This window comes from Mesorhizobium sp. B2-5-13, assembly GCF_006440535.1.
GTDB classification, from domain to species: Bacteria; Pseudomonadota; Alphaproteobacteria; order Rhizobiales; family Rhizobiaceae; genus Mesorhizobium; species Mesorhizobium salmacidum.
On the sequence record NZ_VFUI01000018.1, the window covers coordinates 43,328 to 60,527 of the forward strand.

The window sequence follows — 17,200 nt, forward strand, 5'->3', positions numbered from 1 at the left end:
GGATTCCCGAGCCACGACCCGAATGAGCCGCGGCAAGCCCTTGCCGCGGTGCCGGATTTCCGCCATGCCAAGATGGCACAGTCCAGCCTTCCAAGTTGTCGTCGATAACGGGTAGTCCTTTGGTTCAGTCGGTCCTGTTCTTTGCCCTTGGCTTTCTCTGTGCCGGCTTTCTGGCGCTGATGGTGGCTCCGGCCGTCTGGCGGCGTGCCGTCGCCCTGACCCGCAGGCGCATCGAAGCCTCCATCCCGCTGACGCGAGCTGAAATCCAAGCCGACAAGGACCGGATCCGGGCCGAGTACGCCATGTCGACGCGCCGACTTGAAATCAACGTCAAGACGTTGCGCGAGAAAGTGGCCGAACAACTCGTCGAGATCAATCGCGGCCACGAGGCGCTAAAGGGGCTGGCGGTCGAGCGCACGGAGAAGAACCATGCGCTCGCCGAACTCGGCGCCAAGAGCGAAGCGTTGCGGCAGCGCGAAGAAGAACTGCATCAGCTTTCGGAGCGGCTCAAGGAAACCGAACGAAAACTGGAAAGGCGGGCGCTCGATCTCGAGAAGCTGGAGCACATGTATGACGATGCCAGTTTTGCCTCCAGCAGCCGCCAGATCGAGCTCGTGGCCCGCGAATCCGAATTGCAGAAGCTCGCCAGCGACATCTCGCTGCTGCGCGGCCAGCGCAAGGAAGCGGACCGGCGCAGCCAGGAGATCGCGGCCGAAAGCAAGGCCGCACGCGATGCCCTGAAGGCCGAGAAGAGAAGGGCCGCCGAACTCGACAAGAAGGTCGAGCGGCTGCTCGCAACGCTCGCCGACCGTGAGGACAAGCTTGATCGGCGCGAAAAGGAGTTGGCGCGGTTGCGGGAAAAAGCGAAAGCCGAGGACGGCGCATCGGCCTTGCGGCTGGTCGGCAAGCCCGATGAAGCGGGTCGGCACGACGAGGCCGGCAAGCGCGACGACGTGGACCGGGCGATTGCCAGGCTCGACGGCGACCGCGAGCGGCTGGAGGCCAGGCTTATGGCGCTGGCGCGTGAGAACAAGCGCCTGAAGGCGGACCTCGGCGCCGCGGCATCGTTGGGCTTGACGAATGGCAATGGCGCCGCGCTGCGTGAGCAGATGAACGAACTGGCTGCGGAGGTCGTCCATCTGACTGCCAAGCTCGAGGGCCCTGATTCGCAGATCGCCAAGGCGCTGGCGGCACCGCAGGAAAACCGCTCCGCCGGCCATGACCGCAGCCTCGCCGACCGCGTACGCGCCTTGCAGAAAGCAGAAGCCGACTGACGCGGTGCGGGCTAGCCACCTTCGTCGCACTCAAATCATCGTCAGTGCGAGAAATGATGCAGGGCAATGGCCGAGGCGGCAGCGACGTTCAAGCTGTCGAAGCCTTTCGACATGGTGATCCGTACCGTTTGCAAGCGGGAAAGCAGGCTTTCGGGCAGGCCTTCACCCTCGGTGCCGAGGTAGAGCGCCAGCCGCTCGCCGCGCGGTGCATCGCGAATGTCGATCCGGCCGCGCGGTGACAGTGCGAACTGGTCATAGCCCCGCCGATCGAGACCCGCCGTGAATTCCGCCGTGTCTGTGAAGGACGCGAAAGGGATCTTGAGCGCGGCGCCGACCGAAACCCGGATCGCCTTGCGGTACAGCGGGTCGCAGCATGTCGTGTCCATCAGCACAGCGTCGGCGCCGAAAGCGGCGGCATTGCGGAAGATTGAACCCATATTGTCATGGTTGGCGATGCCGACAAGCACGACGACCAGAGCTTGGGCGGGCAAGGCATCCAGCAATGAGGCGGCCGGGTGCGGTGCTTCCTTGCGGCCGATGGCCAGGATGCCGCGATGCATATGGAATCCGGCAATCGCGTCCATCACCGCACCGGCGACGACGTAGACCGGCAGGTCCGCTTGTGCCTTGCGCAGCATGTCCTCCAGGCCGCCAAGCCTGTTTTCCAGGATCAGGATGGATTCGGCGCTGAAGCGGCGCGACGACAAAAGCAGGTCGAGCACCACCTTGCCTTCGGCGACGAAACGGCCTTGCCGGCCCGCCAGATCGCGCTCGCGGATATCGAGATAGGCAGCGACACGCGGGTCGCGTGGATCGTCGATGCGTATTGGGTCCATGTCCCGCTCAACAATCATGTCCCGCTCAACAATAAAGAGCGTGGCTCGTGTGCCGGGAAAGACACACGAGCCACGCTCCGGAGATCGTCAGCGAGGTAAGCGGCCGCGGCAGCGTGCGGTCAAGTCCCGGCGCGGCGCAACCTCTGCGCCATCTGGGACAGATCTTCCTTGCCGCTGCCGAAAATGCCATCCAGCATGGTGAGCAGTTCGCGCACCGCATCGGATTTGCAGGAATAGTAGATCATCTGACGATCGCGCCGGGTGTCCACGATGTCGAGCGCCCGCAACTTGGCCAGGTGCTGCGAGAGAGCGGATTGGCTGAGCATCACCTTTTCGGCGATGGCGCCGACCGACATTTCACCGTCGATCAGATAGCTCATGATCAACAGCCGTTTTTCGTTGCCCATCAGCATCAGAAATTCGGCAGCCGATTCGGCGTTGGCGATTAGCTTTGTCGAGACCATTGATGCCCCATGCTGTTTGCTCATCGAGGCGCCATGGGGGCAATGGTGCCTGAATCCATAAATTCACTTGTGAAGGTGCCGACGAGTCAGCACCACATCTAAGCCTAGAACATTTCTTTCAAATCTCAAGCGTTGCTTTTGATCAAATGCAATTTAGTCGCGTCTTATACCTCCGATGCGGCCCTGCCGGCCCTGGCCATGGCAACCAGAACGAGACGCAGTTCCGACACCGTTATCAAAGGTTGTGGAAAAAATACCCGGCAAGTATTGTCCCCCGACACCAGATCGATGCCTTCGGCGTCCAAACCGGCAATGGTCCAGCCGCCGCCGGGTGCCTTGGCGAAATGACAGGCATAGACGGCGATAGCGTCGAGATGGTCCGCATTCATGTGCTCGACGGCCGATTGTTCGCTTCCGGCGAGTTCCTCGATGATGGGCCCAATGGTGAGAAGGTCGAGCCGTTCGAGCTGATAGGCCTTGCCGAAGCCGCCGTTGAGGCTGGCGTGTTGCGGCTCAAGGCGAAAGATCGAAAAGTCGCCGAGCCCGACATAGAGGCTCGCCTTGGGATTGCGGTTGAGATAGCGGCGCTCGGCACGGGCATGCGCCTGCGAGCCGCGCTCCAGCCGCGATGCCTGGCAGGCCAGCGTCAGCCGCGGATGCGCCAGCGGATCGCCTTTGCCGGGCTCGCCGAGCAGCAGGGAACAGCGCGGATCGGCAAGCAGCGCTGACGTGTGCGCCGCGAGCATCGACACCAGGACAAGCGGTGCGCCGTCGATGTCGGTGGCGATGCCGACCCGGCTCGCCAGTGGCGATCCGGTCCTTGGTTCCAGCACCGCCAGGGCGCCGAAGCGGGCGCTGCGCAGAAGCGTTTTCGCCAACCGGATCGCCTCGGCGTCGGTCTCGCGGATCACATCCTTCTTCCGGTCGCCCAAGGTTCTCGTCCTGCTAAGTTGATTTTCCTATTCCACTTATCGGCCGACGTGCCGAACATGGCAAGGTGAGGCACCCGCCGCATTTCGCGCCGTTGGGCGCACGCTCTATTTCGGCGCCATGCGGATGGCGCCGTCGAGACGGATGGTCTCGCCGTTCAGCATCTGGTTTTCGACAATGTGCAGCGCAAGCGCGGCATATTCGGATGGTTCGCCAAGGCGGGACGGGAAGGGCACGGCGGCGCCCAGCGAATCCTGCACGTCCTGCGGCATGCCGGCCATCATCGGCGTCTTGAAGATGCCGGGCGCGATGGTGCAGACCCGGATGCCGGAACGGGCGAGATCACGCGCCACCGGCAGCGTCATGCCGACCACGCCGCCCTTGGAGGCGGAATAGGCCGCCTGGCCGATCTGCCCGTCATAGGCGGCGACCGAGGCAGTGTTGACGATGACGCCGCGCTCGCCGCCCTGCAGCGGCTCGAGTTTCGCGGCGCGGTCGGCAACCAGGCGGATCATATTGAAGGTGCCGATCAGATTGACCTCGATAACCTTGCGGTACTGGTCGAGCGGATGGGGTCCATCCTTGCCGATCGTCTTCACCCCGATGGCGATGCCGGCGCAATTGACCAGAATGCGCGGCTCGCCCAGCCTGGCGGCGACATCGGCGAGGGCGGCGGCGCCATTCTCGGCACTTGCAACATCGCACTGGACGGCGATGCCGCCGACCTCGGCAGCAACCTTGGCCGCGCGCTCGATGCCGACATCGAGGATGGCGACGCGGGCCCCTTTGGCGGCAAGCGCGCGAGCGGTCGCCTCGCCGAGGCCGGAGCCGCCTCCGGTCACGATCGCGATCTGGCCGTTGGGGGTCATGGCGTCATCCTTCCTGTGAGTATGGGCTTTTCTATGAAAACAGGGACGGATCAGGCCCGGATCGACCGACAAGGTCAAGATGGAGCAGTTCGCCGTCTTGCAGAAACGGCGAACTGCGGAACCCGTTCACCTTCCTGAAGCTGCCCTAGGCGTGCTCGGCGACCCTGGCCTGGCTGGCGTGACCGACCTCGCCCATGAGCCTGGCAACCGCGCCCGGCGTGATCTCGTGCGACAAAAGGCGGTCGAGGTCGACAGGCCTCGGCATCGAGATCTGGCCGCGTGGAATGCGCTTGAAGCCGAGCGGCCCGTAATAGGGCTCGTCGCCGACCAGCATCACGGCGGGCGCACCGGCCTTGGCGGCCGCTTCCAGCGCGATTTTCACCAGCCGGCGGCCGATGCCGAGATTCTTGAAGGCGGGCCGCACCGCGAGCGGCCCGAGCATCAGCGCCCGGCCGGCACCGGCCGCAATGCGCGTCATACGCACCGAGGCGACGACGAGGTCGCCGTCGACCGCGACAAAGGACAGCGCGCGCTCGTGGCCGCCGGCCTCGCGGATCTTGTAGGCGGCCAGCACGAAACGGCCGGGGCCGAAGGCCTCGTCGTTGATGGCTTCGATTTCAGGATCGTGCGCCGGAGTTTCCGGCAGGTACTTCACGTCGGCAAGGCTCATGGTCGTTGCGTTCCGGTAGAGGAGGAAAGGTTGCTGCAAACGGCAGCGTTCGCCAGTCAGCGCTTCATCAAGCGCGGGCGTCCTTTCGTCGTCGGTCAAACCGGATCAAGGCAAAGTCGAACATGCGGAGTGTCCGCTAGCATCAATTTTCGCCCGCCGCAATCGACGGCTTCGCTGGCCCTACCGATTGACGGTCTGTTCAGCCCTGGATGATTTCCGCCTTGCCGCATCGCGCCTTACATGACGGGAAACGCGAAAGGACAATTCATGGGATTGCTCGTCGATGGCAAATGGCAGGACCGCTGGTACGACACGAAAAACAGTGGCGGCAAGTTCGTGCGGGCGCAGTCGCAGTGGCGCGACTGGATCACGCGCGACGGCATACCGGTCGAAGGCCGCAGCCGCGGCTTCAGGGCGGAGCCCGGCCGCTATCACCTCTATGTCTCACTCGCCTGTCCCTGGGCGCACCGGACGCTGATCTTTCGCGCGCTGAAGAAGCTGAACGCCATTATTTCGGTATCGGTGGTGCACCATTTCATGGGTGCTGATGGTTGGACGTTCCTGGCCGAGGACGGCGCGACAGGGGACACGCTCTACGGCCTCGACTTCCTGCACCAGATCTACACCAGGGCCGATCCGGCCTATTCGGGCCGGGTGACGGTGCCGGTGCTATGGGACAAAAAGGAACAGACTATCGTCTCCAACGAATCCTCCGAGATCATTCGGATGCTCAATTCGGCCTTCGACGAATGGGGTGATGCCAGCCTCGATTTTTACCCGGAAGCCTTGCGTGGCGAGATCGACGCAATCAACGCGCTGGTTTATCCCGCCATCAACAATGGCGTCTATCGCGCCGGTTTCGCCACCACGCAAACGGCCTATGAGGAGGCGTTCGGCGAGCTGTTTTCGACGCTCGATGCGCTGGAAGATCGCCTTTCCAGGCAACGTTATCTGGTTGGTGACCGCATTACCGAGGCCGACTGGCGGCTGTTCACCACTCTGGTGCGCTTCGACCCGGTCTATGTCGGCCATTTCAAGTGCAACCTGCGCCGCATCGCCGACTATCCGAACCTGTCGAACTATCTGCGCGACCTCTATCAGGTGCCTCGTGTCGCCGAGACGGTGAACCTGCACCACATCAAGGCGCATTATTACGGCAGCCACGCGATCATCAATCCGACCCGGATCATACCGGTCGGGCCGGCGCTCGACTATGGTGCGCGGCATGATCGGGGGCGGTTCAGGAAGGCTGCAGCCTGACCTACCAGTAAGCCGATGCCGGCTCGCCCCTAAAAACCTCAGCGATCCGCCGCAGCGTTGCCGGCGTCGTGCTTTCCGGCAAGCGATCGAGCGGGAAAAAGCCGGCCTCGGCGATTTCATGGTCGGGCAGTTTCGGCGCGGTTTGGCTGAAATGCTCGACCAGGTAGAAGCCGACATGGTCGCGGGGGCTGGCGCGGCGGTTGAAATGCATCGATCTGAAAACCGGTGGCGCGGCCAGCGCGATGTTGCCTTCCTCGGCGAGTTCGCGGGCCAGCGCCTCGGTCATCGTCTCGCCGATCTCGACGCCGCCGCCGGGAAGCTGCCAGCCCGGCACATAGGTGTGGCGAATGAGGAAGACGGAATTGTTGGAGGCATCGTGGATCAGGCCGCGCACACCGAGCGTCATCGGCCGTCGCAGCACGAAATAGAGATGGAACAGCCGGGCTCTCAAACCCGCCCAGCCGGTCTGGCGGAACGGAGCCTCCTCATCGGTCGCCATCAGTAGCGAAACCGTGGGTGGAAAGCCGCGTGCACGTCGCCTATGAAGGAGGAATGTTCAGGCTCGCGCATATTTCCGATGTCCATCTGGGGCCGCTCCCCGATGTATCCTATCGCGATCTCGCGTCCAAGCGCGTGCTCGGCTACGTCAACTGGCAGCGCAATCGCCGCCGCCACATGCACGATGCCGTCATCGACGCCATCGTCACCGACATCAAGGCGCAAAACCCGGACCATCTCGCCGTCACCGGCGACCTCGTCAACCTGGCGCTCGACGGCGAGATCGAGATGGCCAAACACTGGCTCGAGACGCTGGGGCCGCCGCATGATGTTTCGGTCGTGCCGGGAAACCATGATGCCTATGTGCCCGGTGCCTTCGACAAGATCTGCCGGTCATGGGCGGCGTGGATGAGCGGCGACGGTGTCAACACGCCGGTCGACCGCAATGCCTTCCCCTATCTGCGCGTGCGCGGCAACGTCGCGCTGATCGGCGTCTCGACGGCGCGCGCCACGGCGCCTTTCATGGCCAATGGTTTCTTCATGGAGGAGCAGGCGGCTCGGCTCGGCAAGATCCTCGAGAGCACGGCAAAGCAGGGGCTGTTCCGCGCCATCATGATCCATCACCCCCCGGTGCGGGGCGCCGTCTCCCAGCACAAGCGGCTGTTCGGCATAGCCCGCTTTCACAAGATCATCCGCCGTCACGGCGCGGAGCTTGTTCTGCACGGCCATTCACATCTGCCGTCGCTGTTCCAGATCGGGCTCCGCGGTGCGAAGGTCCCGTTCGTCGGCGTCGCCGCCGCCGGCCAGGCGCCAGGCGGCAAACATCCCGCCGCGCAGTACAATCTGTTCGAGATCGACGGCGAAAAGGGAAACTGGCGTATCCACCTGACGCGGCGCGGCTTGACCGGGCCGTCCCTACCGCCTGCCGATCTGCAGACCCTGGAGCTCGGTGTCGAGGCCGACGCGGCTATGGCCGCCAGTTGAGAACCATGGCCGCGAGGCGGTCCCAGAACAGCGCAGCCGACACCGCGAGACCAACCAGTCCGCCGGCGGCGATCAGCCCAAGGCCGGACAGGAAGGCCGACCAGCCCTTGCCTTGCGTCGACGCTCGCAGCGGCGGCTCGGCTTCCGCGACCTTGGCGCGTCTCATGCCGGCGACCGCCGGCTCGACGCCACCCTCCATCATCCTCTGGCGTTCGACGATGCGCTCGGCGACATAACGCGTCACGGAATCGGCGACAGGTTTCATCTCGGTCGATTCGGCAAGCACGACCCGGCCAACGCGTGTGTCCTTGAGGAAGCGGTAGGTGCGGCGGTCGCGCCCCATCGCGACATGGCTGACGGCGTCGATCCACAGGCGCGGCTGTAGCCCGGAGGAGACGACAAAGTCGAAATTGTCCATGTCGGCCGGAACGTCGGCAAAGACGGGTGCGAGGTCCGCGGCCAGGAGGTCGAGGCGCATGCGGTGCGCCTCGCGCATGTCGACGACGACATCGTCGCGGTCAGCGAAGGCGTTCTTCACGTCACGGATGGCGTCGGACAGTTTGCTTGATGGATCGATCTTCTCGCCTGCGTCCTTCATCGGCGTCGGCCTCGCGGGTTTGGTTAACATGCAGTTAACACAGCCGCCGGCAAAATGCACTGGCGAGATCAAGGCGGGGGAGGCGTCCGGGCGGGGTCGCGCGGACGTGTCAACCGGTCGCGGCGAGTTTCGGGCGCAAGGGCCTGGCGCGGCGGTTCATGTTGCGCTGGATGATCGTGGCGACCAGATCGGGCGCCTCCTCGATCAGCATATGGCCAGCTCCCAGCACGTGGTGCACGTGAAATTGCGCGGGCAGATTATCCGTGTGGGTAAAGGGCAGCACAGAGTCGTCGCTGCCCCATACCACCATCACCGGCATGGCCAGCGTTTCCAACCGGTCGCGCGGGATGACGCCCTGCCGGTCGTTGCTGGTCATGGCGGCAGCAATCTCGATGAATTTCTCCACTTGGCCGGGTCGCTCGCGCATGTCCCCAAGGGCGTCCACGGTGTGATCGATGGGCCGCGTCAGTGGTCCCGACATCGCGACGAGGCACGCCCGGATGTCGGGTGGGCGCCTTGCGGCGGCAAAGCGGCGCAACAGCGGACCGTTGATCTCCGCGCCGAAGCCGCCAGGCGCCAGAAGCGTCAGCGACGCCACCTTCTGGGGCTCGGCCAGCGCCATCAACGCCGCCACCGCGCCGCCCATCGAGTGGCCCACCAGATGAACGCGCTTCAGAGATCGCGCGGTGAGATCGGCCAGGACGGCCCTTGCCGCCACCTTGGCCGGGCCGGCGCCGGGGAAATCGAGCGACTGCCCGTGCCCCGGCAAGTCATAAGCGAGTGTGCGAGCGGCAGGCAACAGCGACGGGACCACTTCGTGCCAAATATCGTGGCAGCCGCCGAAACCATGCAGTAGAACGATGGTCTTCGAACCGGCACCTTGTTCGGTGGCATGAAGCGATGAAATCATGAAGCTGGGGACTTGCTGCAGGGCTATGAGAAACGCGAGACCACGGTCAATTGTGGCTGGATTGCGCCTCGTCCTGCGCGATGGCCAGTAAAATTTTCGCGATTTGTACGGTTGATGACAGAACTCGCCAGCTGACCGATATTCGGTGATCGGTGCGTACGAAATCGACAATGTCAGCGGGACAAGCCGTGGATATCGCTTGGCGTTAGCCAGCGCTGCCGAGTCCGGCGGCGCGTAACGCGCCGACCAAGCGCTCGGTCAGATCGGCCGGATATTTTCGGTCAACGAAGGTCGCGCGCGGATTGGCGGCGAATTTTGGAAATTTGGCGTTCAGCTCGTCGAGCAGCTTGCGCGCCAGATTGTCCTGACCGGCGATCTTGGCGCCGATCAGCCGGGCGGCAAGATAGTGCGATTTCGTTGCGGTTGTTCTCAAAGAGGAACTGGCGATCGCCGCCTTGTTCGTGTCGCCCAGCATGAGTTCGCCGGCGAAAAGTCCAAAATCCCACCATGTCGGATGACCGCTGGAGGCGTCCACGGCCTGGGCCAGGATCGGCGTCCCCTCGGCATACCGGCCGGCGAAAATCAGTCCGTAGCCGTAGGCGGCAGCCATGGCTATATCATAGTGGTTAAGATCGTAGGCCTTGCGCATCCAGCGCAGCGCCTCGTCGGCATTGCCAAGTCGCGAATAGATGTAGCCATAGGCGCGATGCGCGTTGGGGCTGGTCGGTCCCATCTGCACGGCGCGGTGGGCGAATGTAAGCGCCTTGTCGATCGTCGCATCCGGCGGGTAGGCGTAGTGGTCGTTCACGGCCTCGAGCTGCAACGAAGCGAGCTCGGAATAAACCAGCGACGATTTGGCGCCGTTTTCGGCGAGGTTTTCGAGGCAGCGATAGGCGGCCTCGTGGGTCCTGGCGTTCTGGTCGAGATAGTATTTGCCGTTGAACAACAGGCACTGCGTCAGGCCGGCTTGTATGCCGCTCTGTTCGAGATAGCTGTAGATCGTGCCGGAATCGGGAAGAGCGGACGTCAAGATGCCGGCTATACGGCTCTCGACGGCGGTCGGTGCGCTGTCGGCGGCGGTCAGGTTGCGCGACAAAAGCACCCGTCCGGTCGCCACGCTCTGCAGTTCGATCGTGATGTCACCCGTATCCGGTCCAGGCAGAATGTCGAAGATGAAGCTCGTGGCATTGGTGACCGGATCGGTCGTGTCGACCGTGTCGCGACCGATGAAGTCGATCGTATCGAAGCCGCTCAGGCCGGCGCGCAGTGTTGCGGCGACACGGCTGGCATCCGTGCCGCTGGCCTTGACGGCGATGTAGACGAGCGGCAAGTCCTCGCTGGACGACGCGACGCTGCCGGTCAGGCTCGCGGTCTCGAGCGTGGCCGCAAGGTCGCCGCCTGCCAGCAGCGCACCGCTGCCCTGACGCAGGATCAAAACGCCAAGCATGGCGATGACAACGGCGATCGCCATCCAGAAAAATCTAAGGTGACGTGCCACCGCCGGCGCCGACGCGACCATCGGTGCCGGCAAGGCAGCGGCCGGAATGGCACTTTCGGCAGTGTCGCGTTGCGCCGATGGAGCCGCCGCTCCGTTCTGGATGGCGGATTGGGACGTCTCCGGCAAGCGGATTGCATTGAGCTCATAGGCCGGGACATAGCCGCCGCGCGGAATGGCTATGCGGACAGGCTCGGCAACACCTTCATTGGCAAAATACTGCTGCAGCAAGTCGCGCAGCCGGCCGGCCTGAACCCGCACCACCGCGTCGGTCGAAGGATCGAAATCGCCATCCTTGCCAAAGACATCCATGGCGATGGAAAAGCCCTTGAGCCTATCGGCTTCGCCTGCCTGTTCGCGCTCGACAAGATAGCGCAGCAGCTTGCGTGCCCGTTCGGATCTTCCGAACGTTTCGCTGGCAAGCAGTCGCTCCAATGTTTCGCGCACTGCGGGGGCGGCAGGCGTGGCATGCTGCAAGTGTCGATCCTCTCGAAGTCGGCACAGGTTAAGGCACGGATCATATAATGCCCGCACCGCCATACAAGTATACACGCATTATGCGATCGCGTACCTCACCGGATATTTTTCCGGTGGTTAACGTCCGGGCCGGTGTCGGTCACGGGATGGTCGTGGGAGGCCAGTCGAGGCCAAAGCCTTGTGCGGGCTTGAAAAAATGGCGGCGCGAGGGGAGCTGCTCCTGCCTCCCGCGCCGCCGACCGCCGATGCTATCGCGCCTTGCGGCCGACGATACGGTTGGCCGCCGACGTCACCGCTTCCAGCGAAGCGGCGACGATGTTGGTGTTGATGCCGGCGCCGAACAGCTTGCCGCCGGGATATTCCATCTCGACATAGGAGATTGCCGACGCATTCGAGCCGCGCTGCATCGAATGCTCGGAATAATCGAGCACCGACATCTCGACGCCGACATGGCGCGACAGCGCATCGACGAAGCCGTCGATCGGGCCGGTGCCGGTGCCCGATATCGTCATTTCCTTGCCATTGTCGAGGATGACCGCCTCGACCACGCGCCGGCCCTTCACCTCGGTATCCGGATAGGTGTGGTGGTCGAGGAATTTCAGCCGGGCGCCCGGCTGGTCGACATAGGTTTCGAGGAAGCGGTCATGAATACGCTTTGCCGGCACTTCCTTGCCTTCGGCGTCGGTGATCGCCTGGATCGCCTGGCTGAACTCGATCTGCAGGTTGCGCGGCAAATTAAGGCCGTAATCGGCCTGCAGCACATAGGCGATGCCGCCCTTGCCCGACTGCGAGTTGATGCGGATGATGGCCTCATAGCTGCGGCCGACATCGGCCGGATCGATCGGCAGGTACGGCACTTCCCAGTGCGGCGTGTTGGCCTTCTTCAGCGCCTTCATGCCCTTGTTGATGGCGTCCTGGTGCGAGCCGGAAAAGGCGGTGTAGACGAGCTCGCCGACATAGGGATGGCGCTCGGGAATCTTCAGCTGGTTCGAATATTCGTAGACGTCCTTCATCCGGTTGATGTCGGAGCAGTCGATGCCGGGATCGACGCCTTGCGTGTACATGTTGAGCGCCAGCGTGACGATGTCGACATTGCCGGTGCGCTCGCCATTGCCGAACAGCGTGCCTTCGACGCGATCGGCGCCGGCCATCAGGCCGAGTTCGGTCGTGGCGATGCCGGTGCCGCGGTCATTGTGCGGATGCAGCGAGATGATCAGGTTTTCGCGGTTGTCGAGATTGCGACACATCCACTCGATGCGGTCGGCATAGATATTGGGCGTCGACATCTCGACCGTCGACGGCAGGTTGATGATCAGCTTGTTGTCAGGCGTCGGCCTGACGATCTCGGTGACGGCGTTGCAAATCTCCAGCGCGACCTCGAGCTCGGTGCCGGTGAAGCTCTCCGGCGAATATTCGAAGCGATAGCCGCCGCCGGCCTTGGCCGCCATCTCGGTGATCATCTTGGCGGCGTCGGTGGCGATGCGCTTGATACCGCCGACATCTTTCTCGAAGACGACACGGCGCTGCAACTCGCTGGTCGAGTTGTAGAAATGCACGATCGGGTTGGTGGCGCCCTTCAGCGCCTCGAAGGTGCGGCTGATCAGTTCGGGCCGGCACTGTACCAGCACCTGCAACGACACATCGGCCGGCACATTGCCTTCCTCGATGCACCAGCGGGCGAAATCGAAATCGGTCTGCGAAGCCGACGGGAAGCCGATCTCGATCTCCTTGAAGCCCATGTCGAGCAGCAGGCCGAACATGCGCGCCTTGCGCTCGTGGCCCATCGGATCGATCAGCGCCTGGTTGCCGTCGCGCAGGTCGACCGAGCACCAGATAGGCGCCTTGTCGATGACCTTCGAGGGCCAGGTCCGGTCGGTGAGGCCGACGGTAGGGTAGGGCTGATATTTTCGGGCTGCGTCCGGCATGCCCCGGCCACCTTGCTTGCCGGTAGCGGCCTCGCTGGCGCGGATGTCTTCTCGTGCGTTCATCGTCGTTTCTCCCGGCGGCTGGCGGGTCCACCTTTCAGGCGGATGTGGTGCCAAGCGGCGCCTTTACCAGAATTTCGTTCGCTTGATATGATTTGCCAAGGAGCATGCGCTTGCGCGGCGGTTCGACCGCCGGGCGCTCCTTCAGCGAACCCGGCGATCGCCGATAAGGCCGAGAAGAAGCAGGGTCGAGGCAAGCGCGCGCACGGTCTCGCCGGCAAAGCCGGTCCGACGGGAAGCGGTGGTGGCGCGCGTGTTCATGGCCGCTCTCATACAGGAGCGACCTGTTGGAGGCAAGCGGGGCCGAATTTTATCCCTAGCGTGGGTGCTCTTCCCCGCGCGCTGCAAATGCGCCAGACTTGACCGGTGGCGGGGTGCCGCCGGCAGGGGGTTGTCCATGAATTTCGTGTTCTTCTCGCCGCATTTTCCCGCCAATGGCGCCGATTTCTGCGACCGGCTGAAGAAGGCCGGCGCGACGGTGCTCGGCATTGGCGACGCACCCTTTGACGCTCTGGACAGCAAGCTGAAGGCAGCGCTTTCGGAATATTACCGCGTAGCCGACATGGAGGACTACGAGCCGGTGTTCCGGGCGATAGGGCATTTCATCCACAAATGGGGTCGCATCGACCGGTTCGAATCGCTCAACGAGCACTGGCTGGAACTGGAAGCCAACATCCGCACAGACTTCAACATCTACGGCACCAAGCTCGATTTCGTGAAGAATCTGAAGCGCAAGAGCCGTATGCGCGCCTTTTTCCGCAAGAGCGGCGTCGAGACGATCGCACAGCGCAAATGTTCCGACCGGGCCGGCGCCATGACCTTCATCCGCCGCGTCGGCTATCCCGTGGTGGTCAAACCGGACTCAGGCTCCGGCGCTTCGAACACGTTCAAGATCTCCAATGCGAAAGAGCTCGACCAGTTCTTCCGGGACAAGCCGGACGATGTGACCTTCGTCATGGAGCAGTTCATCGAGGGGCTGGTGGTGACCTATGACGGGCTGGTCAACCGCGACGGCGAGGTGGTGCTGGCGGCCAGCCACCGCTACGACCAGAGCGTCATGGATGTGGTCAACAAGGACCGCCACATGAGTTACACCTGCTTTCCCCGGATCAGGCCTGTCGTCGAGGAGGCCGGCCGCAAGATCCTGAAAGCATTCGGCGTGCGCGAACGCTTTTTCCACATCGAGCTGTTCGAGACCAGGGATGACCGTATCATCGCGCTGGAGGTCAACATGCGCCCGCCCGGCGCATGGATGACCGACGCTATCAACTACACGTTCGACATCGATGTCTACGCGGCGTGGGCGGACATGGTGGTCAAGGACGCCGCCGGCGGCCCTTATGAGGGCAAGTATTTCACCGCCTATGCCAGCCGCAAGCGCCACCTCGACTATTTGCACAGCCATGCGGACGTGCTAGCCGCGCACCGCGACAAGATCGTCCATCATCAGCCAATAGAAGAGGTTTTCAGCCGCGCCATGGGGAATTACGCCTACCAGATGCGCTCGAAGGATCAGGCGGAGCTGCGCGAGGCGGTGGCCTATATCCACGCGGAAAAGGCTTGAGGCCCATGGACATATCCTATCACAAGGCTTTCGCCCCCAAGCTCGGCCGCGACATGGAGTACAAGCGCTACGGCCATGCCGGCCGGCCTGTCGTGGTGTTCCCGACCTCGCAGGGCCGGTTCTACCAGTTCGAGGATTCCGGTGGGGTGGGGGCGCTCGCCGAATTCATCGACACCGGCCGCATCCAGCTGTTCACCGTCGACGGCATCGATTCGGAATCCTTCTTCGCCAGGCATGTCGATGCCGCGCACCGTATCGCCCGCCACGAGGCCTATTTCCGCTACCTACGCGAGGAGGCGCTGCCGGTATTTCTGGAAACCGCCGCGCAGGCCAATGGCGGACGGCGGCTGAAGCCGCTGTTCTCAGGTTGTTCGATGGGCGGCTACCATTCCTCGAACTTCGTCTTCCGTTTTCCCGAACTCGCCAGCGGCGTCATCTCGCTGTCGGGGGTCTATTCGGCGCGTGATTTCTTCGGCAAGGCGCTCGACGGGGACATCTTCTACAACTCGCCGCTCGATTATCTGCCAGGGATCGTCGACCCGAAGCTGCTGGCGCGGCTGAAGGCGCTCAGGCTGATCTTCTGCTGCGGGCAGGGCGCCTGGGAGGAGCGCATGCTGGTCGATACGCGCCAGCTGGAACAGATCCTGCGCGACAAATCCATTCCCGCCTGGGTCGATTATTGGGGTGGCGACGTCAGCCACGACTGGCCGTGGTGGCACAAGCAGCTGGCCTATTTCTTCGGCCGCTGGCTTGATGACGATCTGATGCACAGACTGGACTAGGTGCATTGATATCCAGCTGTCCTGCAAATGGCTGATGCCTACCCTTCCTGGCAGGCCGGCAGCGGCACGACCTCGTGTTCCGCCGCCGATCCGCGACGCAGGCCGAGAAAGACGACAAGGGCGGTGACAATGGTGATTGCCGCCAGCACGATCAGCAGCCTGTCGAACGCCGTTTCATAGGCCTCGACCAGAACGGTGGCGCCGGCCATCGGCAAATGTTGCGCGGTCTCGCCGACATTGCCGGTCACCAGCAATTGCGCGGCGGAGCCCGCATCGCTGGAAGACACAGCGCCTCGAGCGGCGAGTTGCGCGGCGGTGAAGCCTGACAGCGTCGCCATGACGATGGCCAGTGCCACACCCTCGCAAGCAACACGGGTGGTGTTGAAGATGCCGACCGCCATGCCGGCCCGCTCGGTCGGCACGACGCTGACGGCGAGCCCGTCCATCAATCCCCAGGGCAAGGCGATGCCGACGCCGATCAGGATCAGCGGCGCGACCAGCGCGACGCCGATCGATGGCGTCAGGCTCAGCCAGACCAAACCGGCCGCCGCGACGAGCAGGCCGACGCCGCAGATCGTGGCCGGAGCGATCCAGCGCGCCAGCTGGCCGGCGAGCAAGGGCAGGACCAGCAACGGTCCGGAGAGGCAGATCATCAATTGGCCGGCCTTGATTTCGCTCATCCCCTCGATACCGATGAAGCGGATCGGCAAAAGCACGAGCAGGACGACGAAGCCGTAGGCGGGCGCCGCCGCCAGGAACTGCACGCCGACGAAACGCGGATAGCGAAACAGGGTGAGATCGAGCATCGGCCGGCGCACGCGCCGCTCGACGACGACGAACAGCCCAAAGCAAAGGACGGCCACGCCGAGAAGCGTTACCACAAGAGGATCGGCCCAGCCGCTCTGCGGCGCCTGCAACACGCCATAGGTCAGGGAGGCCAGCGCGACGGTGAACGTGCCGGCGCCCGCCCAGTCGAGGCCGGTCGCATCCGGGTCACGCGATTCCCTGATGGTGCGCAGGCCAAGGATTGCCGAGGCAACCGCGAGTGCCACGACCAGAACAAAGATCGACCGCCAGCCGAATGCGGAGATGAGCAGGCCCGAGGCAATCGGGCCGAAGGCCAGCCCGATGCCGAAACTGGTGCCGAGAAAGGAGAAGGCGCGCAGCCGCGATGGTCCCTCGAATTCCTGGGCAAGTGCCGAGGCGCCGCCTGCAAAGGCCAATGCACTAGCGAGCCCTTGCGCGGCCCGGAAGATATCGAACCAGGCGATGTCGGGCGCCAGCATCGCGCCGAGCGAAGCAAGGATGTAGAGGGCGAGGCCGACGAGGAAGATCCGCTTGCGGCCATGATTATCGGCCAGAGCGCCCGCCGCCATCAGGCTGGCGGCGAAGGTCAGCATGAAGGCGTTGGTCACCCAATTGAGCGCGATCGGGCTGCCGCCGAGATCGGCCGCGATGCGGGAGAGCGCGACGGCCGGGCCGGTGAAGGTCAGGGGCATCGTCATGGCAGCAAGGCATACGGACAAGAGCACGAGCCATCTCTCGGCCGGGCCGGCGGTGATCTTCAAGGTCATGGATTTTCCTATCTGAGTAGTCTGCGCCGG

At 63.6% G+C, this 17,200-nt stretch carries 16 protein-coding genes; 5 read left to right on the forward strand and 11 right to left on the reverse strand.

The features are described 5' to 3' along the window. Positions 1–119 precede the first annotated feature (119 nt). Positions 120–1,274, forward strand: coding sequence for a hypothetical protein (locus FJ434_RS23590; protein ID WP_140712570.1), 1,155 nt, complete (start codon positions 120–122; stop codon positions 1,272–1,274). A 41-nt stretch (positions 1,275–1,315) separates the two neighbouring features. Here FJ434_RS23590 and FJ434_RS23595 read toward each other — a convergent pair whose 3' ends face one another. From FJ434_RS23595 to FJ434_RS23615, 5 genes are all read right to left on the reverse strand, one after another. Beyond that, positions 1,316–2,110 carry an RNA methyltransferase gene (locus FJ434_RS23595; RefSeq protein ID WP_140712568.1) on the reverse strand — a complete coding sequence of 265 codons (795 nt, stop codon included), beginning with the start codon at positions 2,108–2,110 and terminating at the stop codon, positions 1,316–1,318. A gap of 119 nt (positions 2,111–2,229) precedes the next feature. Then, complete coding sequence (locus FJ434_RS23600; RefSeq protein WP_027146391.1) at positions 2,230–2,574, reverse strand: metalloregulator ArsR/SmtB family transcription factor; 345 nt, start codon at positions 2,572–2,574, stop codon at positions 2,230–2,232. 164 nt (positions 2,575–2,738) lie between these two features. Next, positions 2,739–3,506, reverse strand: coding sequence for a HugZ family protein (locus tag FJ434_RS23605; RefSeq protein ID WP_140751341.1), 768 nt, complete (start codon positions 3,504–3,506; stop codon positions 2,739–2,741). Between the two features lie 105 nt (positions 3,507–3,611). Then, positions 3,612–4,373: a 3-hydroxyacyl-CoA dehydrogenase gene (locus tag FJ434_RS23610; protein WP_140751339.1), complete on the reverse strand. Its 762-nt coding sequence runs from the start codon at positions 4,371–4,373 to the stop codon at positions 3,612–3,614. A gap of 145 nt (positions 4,374–4,518) precedes the next feature. Beyond that, positions 4,519–5,043, reverse strand: a complete 525-nt coding sequence (locus FJ434_RS23615; RefSeq protein WP_140504806.1) for an N-acetyltransferase — start codon at positions 5,041–5,043, stop codon at positions 4,519–4,521. A 267-nt stretch (positions 5,044–5,310) separates the two neighbouring features. Here FJ434_RS23615 and FJ434_RS23620 point away from each other — a divergent pair, with 267 nt between their 5' ends. Further along, the gene (locus tag FJ434_RS23620) at positions 5,311–6,303 is read left to right on the forward strand and encodes a glutathione S-transferase family protein (protein WP_140751337.1); all 993 of its coding nucleotides are present in this window, start codon (positions 5,311–5,313) and stop codon (positions 6,301–6,303) included. A gap of 1 nt (position 6,304) precedes the next feature. Here the strand turns inward: FJ434_RS23620 and FJ434_RS23625 are convergent, their stop codons facing one another. Then, positions 6,305–6,802: an NUDIX domain-containing protein gene (locus FJ434_RS23625; protein WP_140712560.1), complete on the reverse strand. Its 498-nt coding sequence runs from the start codon at positions 6,800–6,802 to the stop codon at positions 6,305–6,307. A gap of 53 nt (positions 6,803–6,855) precedes the next feature. On the opposite strand from FJ434_RS23625, the gene FJ434_RS23630 reads away from it, so the two are divergent. Further along, positions 6,856–7,785, forward strand: coding sequence for a metallophosphoesterase (locus tag FJ434_RS23630; RefSeq protein ID WP_140504812.1), 930 nt, complete (start codon positions 6,856–6,858; stop codon positions 7,783–7,785). Here the strand turns inward: FJ434_RS23630 and FJ434_RS23635 are convergent. The 4 genes from FJ434_RS23635 to leuA all read right to left on the reverse strand — a co-directional run bounded on the left by FJ434_RS23635 (position 7,769) and on the right by leuA (position 13,253). After that, on the reverse strand, positions 7,769–8,383 hold the full coding sequence (locus FJ434_RS23635) for a hypothetical protein (RefSeq protein WP_140712556.1): 615 nt from the start codon (positions 8,381–8,383) through the stop codon (positions 7,769–7,771). The two genes, FJ434_RS23630 and FJ434_RS23635, sit on opposite strands and share 17 nt — an antisense overlap. A 109-nt stretch (positions 8,384–8,492) precedes the next feature. Further along, positions 8,493–9,293, reverse strand: a complete 801-nt coding sequence (locus FJ434_RS23640) for an alpha/beta fold hydrolase (RefSeq protein ID WP_140751335.1) — start codon at positions 9,291–9,293, stop codon at positions 8,493–8,495. A gap of 205 nt (positions 9,294–9,498) precedes the next feature. Then, positions 9,499–11,265 carry a tetratricopeptide repeat protein gene (locus FJ434_RS23645; RefSeq protein WP_140751333.1) on the reverse strand — a complete coding sequence of 589 codons (1,767 nt, stop codon included), beginning with the start codon at positions 11,263–11,265 and terminating at the stop codon, positions 9,499–9,501. A 248-nt stretch (positions 11,266–11,513) separates the two neighbouring features. Further along, a complete protein-coding gene (leuA, locus tag FJ434_RS23650; RefSeq protein ID WP_140712550.1) occupies positions 11,514–13,253 on the reverse strand; it encodes a 2-isopropylmalate synthase in 1,740 nt (579 codons plus the stop codon). Positions 13,254–13,647: 394 nt separating this feature from the next. On the opposite strand from leuA, the gene FJ434_RS23660 reads away from it, so the two are divergent. Then, on the forward strand, positions 13,648–14,814 hold the full coding sequence (locus FJ434_RS23660) for an ATP-grasp domain-containing protein (RefSeq protein ID WP_140751331.1): 1,167 nt from the start codon (positions 13,648–13,650) through the stop codon (positions 14,812–14,814). Positions 14,815–14,819: 5 nt separating this feature from the next. Beyond that, entirely contained in the window at positions 14,820–15,596 is a 777-nt protein-coding gene (locus tag FJ434_RS23665; protein ID WP_140751329.1) for an alpha/beta hydrolase-fold protein, read from the forward strand. 38 nt (positions 15,597–15,634) lie between these two features. Here the strand turns inward: FJ434_RS23665 and FJ434_RS23670 are convergent, their stop codons facing one another. Continuing rightward, complete coding sequence (locus FJ434_RS23670) at positions 15,635–17,170, reverse strand: MFS transporter (protein ID WP_140751327.1); 1,536 nt, start codon at positions 17,168–17,170, stop codon at positions 15,635–15,637. Between the last annotated feature and the right edge of the window lie 30 nt (positions 17,171–17,200).

Bases quoted from the DNA above. Each gene is read 5' to 3' on its own strand.
- leuA (WP_140712550.1), bottom strand. From the start codon at position 13,253: ATGAACGCACGAGAAGACATCCGCGCCAGCGAGGCCGCTACCGGCAAG.
- FJ434_RS23620 (WP_140751337.1), top strand. From the start codon at position 5,311: ATGGGATTGCTCGTCGATGGCAAATGGCAGGACCGCTGGTACGACACG.
- FJ434_RS23625 (WP_140712560.1), bottom strand. From the start codon at position 6,802: ATGGCGACCGATGAGGAGGCTCCGTTCCGCCAGACCGGCTGGGCGGGT.
- FJ434_RS23660 (WP_140751331.1), top strand. From the start codon at position 13,648: ATGAATTTCGTGTTCTTCTCGCCGCATTTTCCCGCCAATGGCGCCGAT.
- FJ434_RS23600 (WP_027146391.1), bottom strand. From the start codon at position 2,574: ATGGTCTCGACAAAGCTAATCGCCAACGCCGAATCGGCTGCCGAATTT.
- FJ434_RS23670 (WP_140751327.1), bottom strand. From the start codon at position 17,170: ATGACCTTGAAGATCACCGCCGGCCCGGCCGAGAGATGGCTCGTGCTC.
- FJ434_RS23610 (WP_140751339.1), bottom strand. From the start codon at position 4,373: ATGACCCCCAACGGCCAGATCGCGATCGTGACCGGAGGCGGCTCCGGC.
- FJ434_RS23665 (WP_140751329.1), top strand. From the start codon at position 14,820: ATGGACATATCCTATCACAAGGCTTTCGCCCCCAAGCTCGGCCGCGAC.
- FJ434_RS23630 (WP_140504812.1), top strand. From the start codon at position 6,856: ATGTTCAGGCTCGCGCATATTTCCGATGTCCATCTGGGGCCGCTCCCC.
- FJ434_RS23640 (WP_140751335.1), bottom strand. From the start codon at position 9,293: ATGATTTCATCGCTTCATGCCACCGAACAAGGTGCCGGTTCGAAGACC.
- FJ434_RS23615 (WP_140504806.1), bottom strand. From the start codon at position 5,043: ATGAGCCTTGCCGACGTGAAGTACCTGCCGGAAACTCCGGCGCACGAT.
- FJ434_RS23595 (WP_140712568.1), bottom strand. From the start codon at position 2,110: ATGGACCCAATACGCATCGACGATCCACGCGACCCGCGTGTCGCTGCC.
- FJ434_RS23635 (WP_140712556.1), bottom strand. From the start codon at position 8,383: ATGAAGGACGCAGGCGAGAAGATCGATCCATCAAGCAAACTGTCCGAC.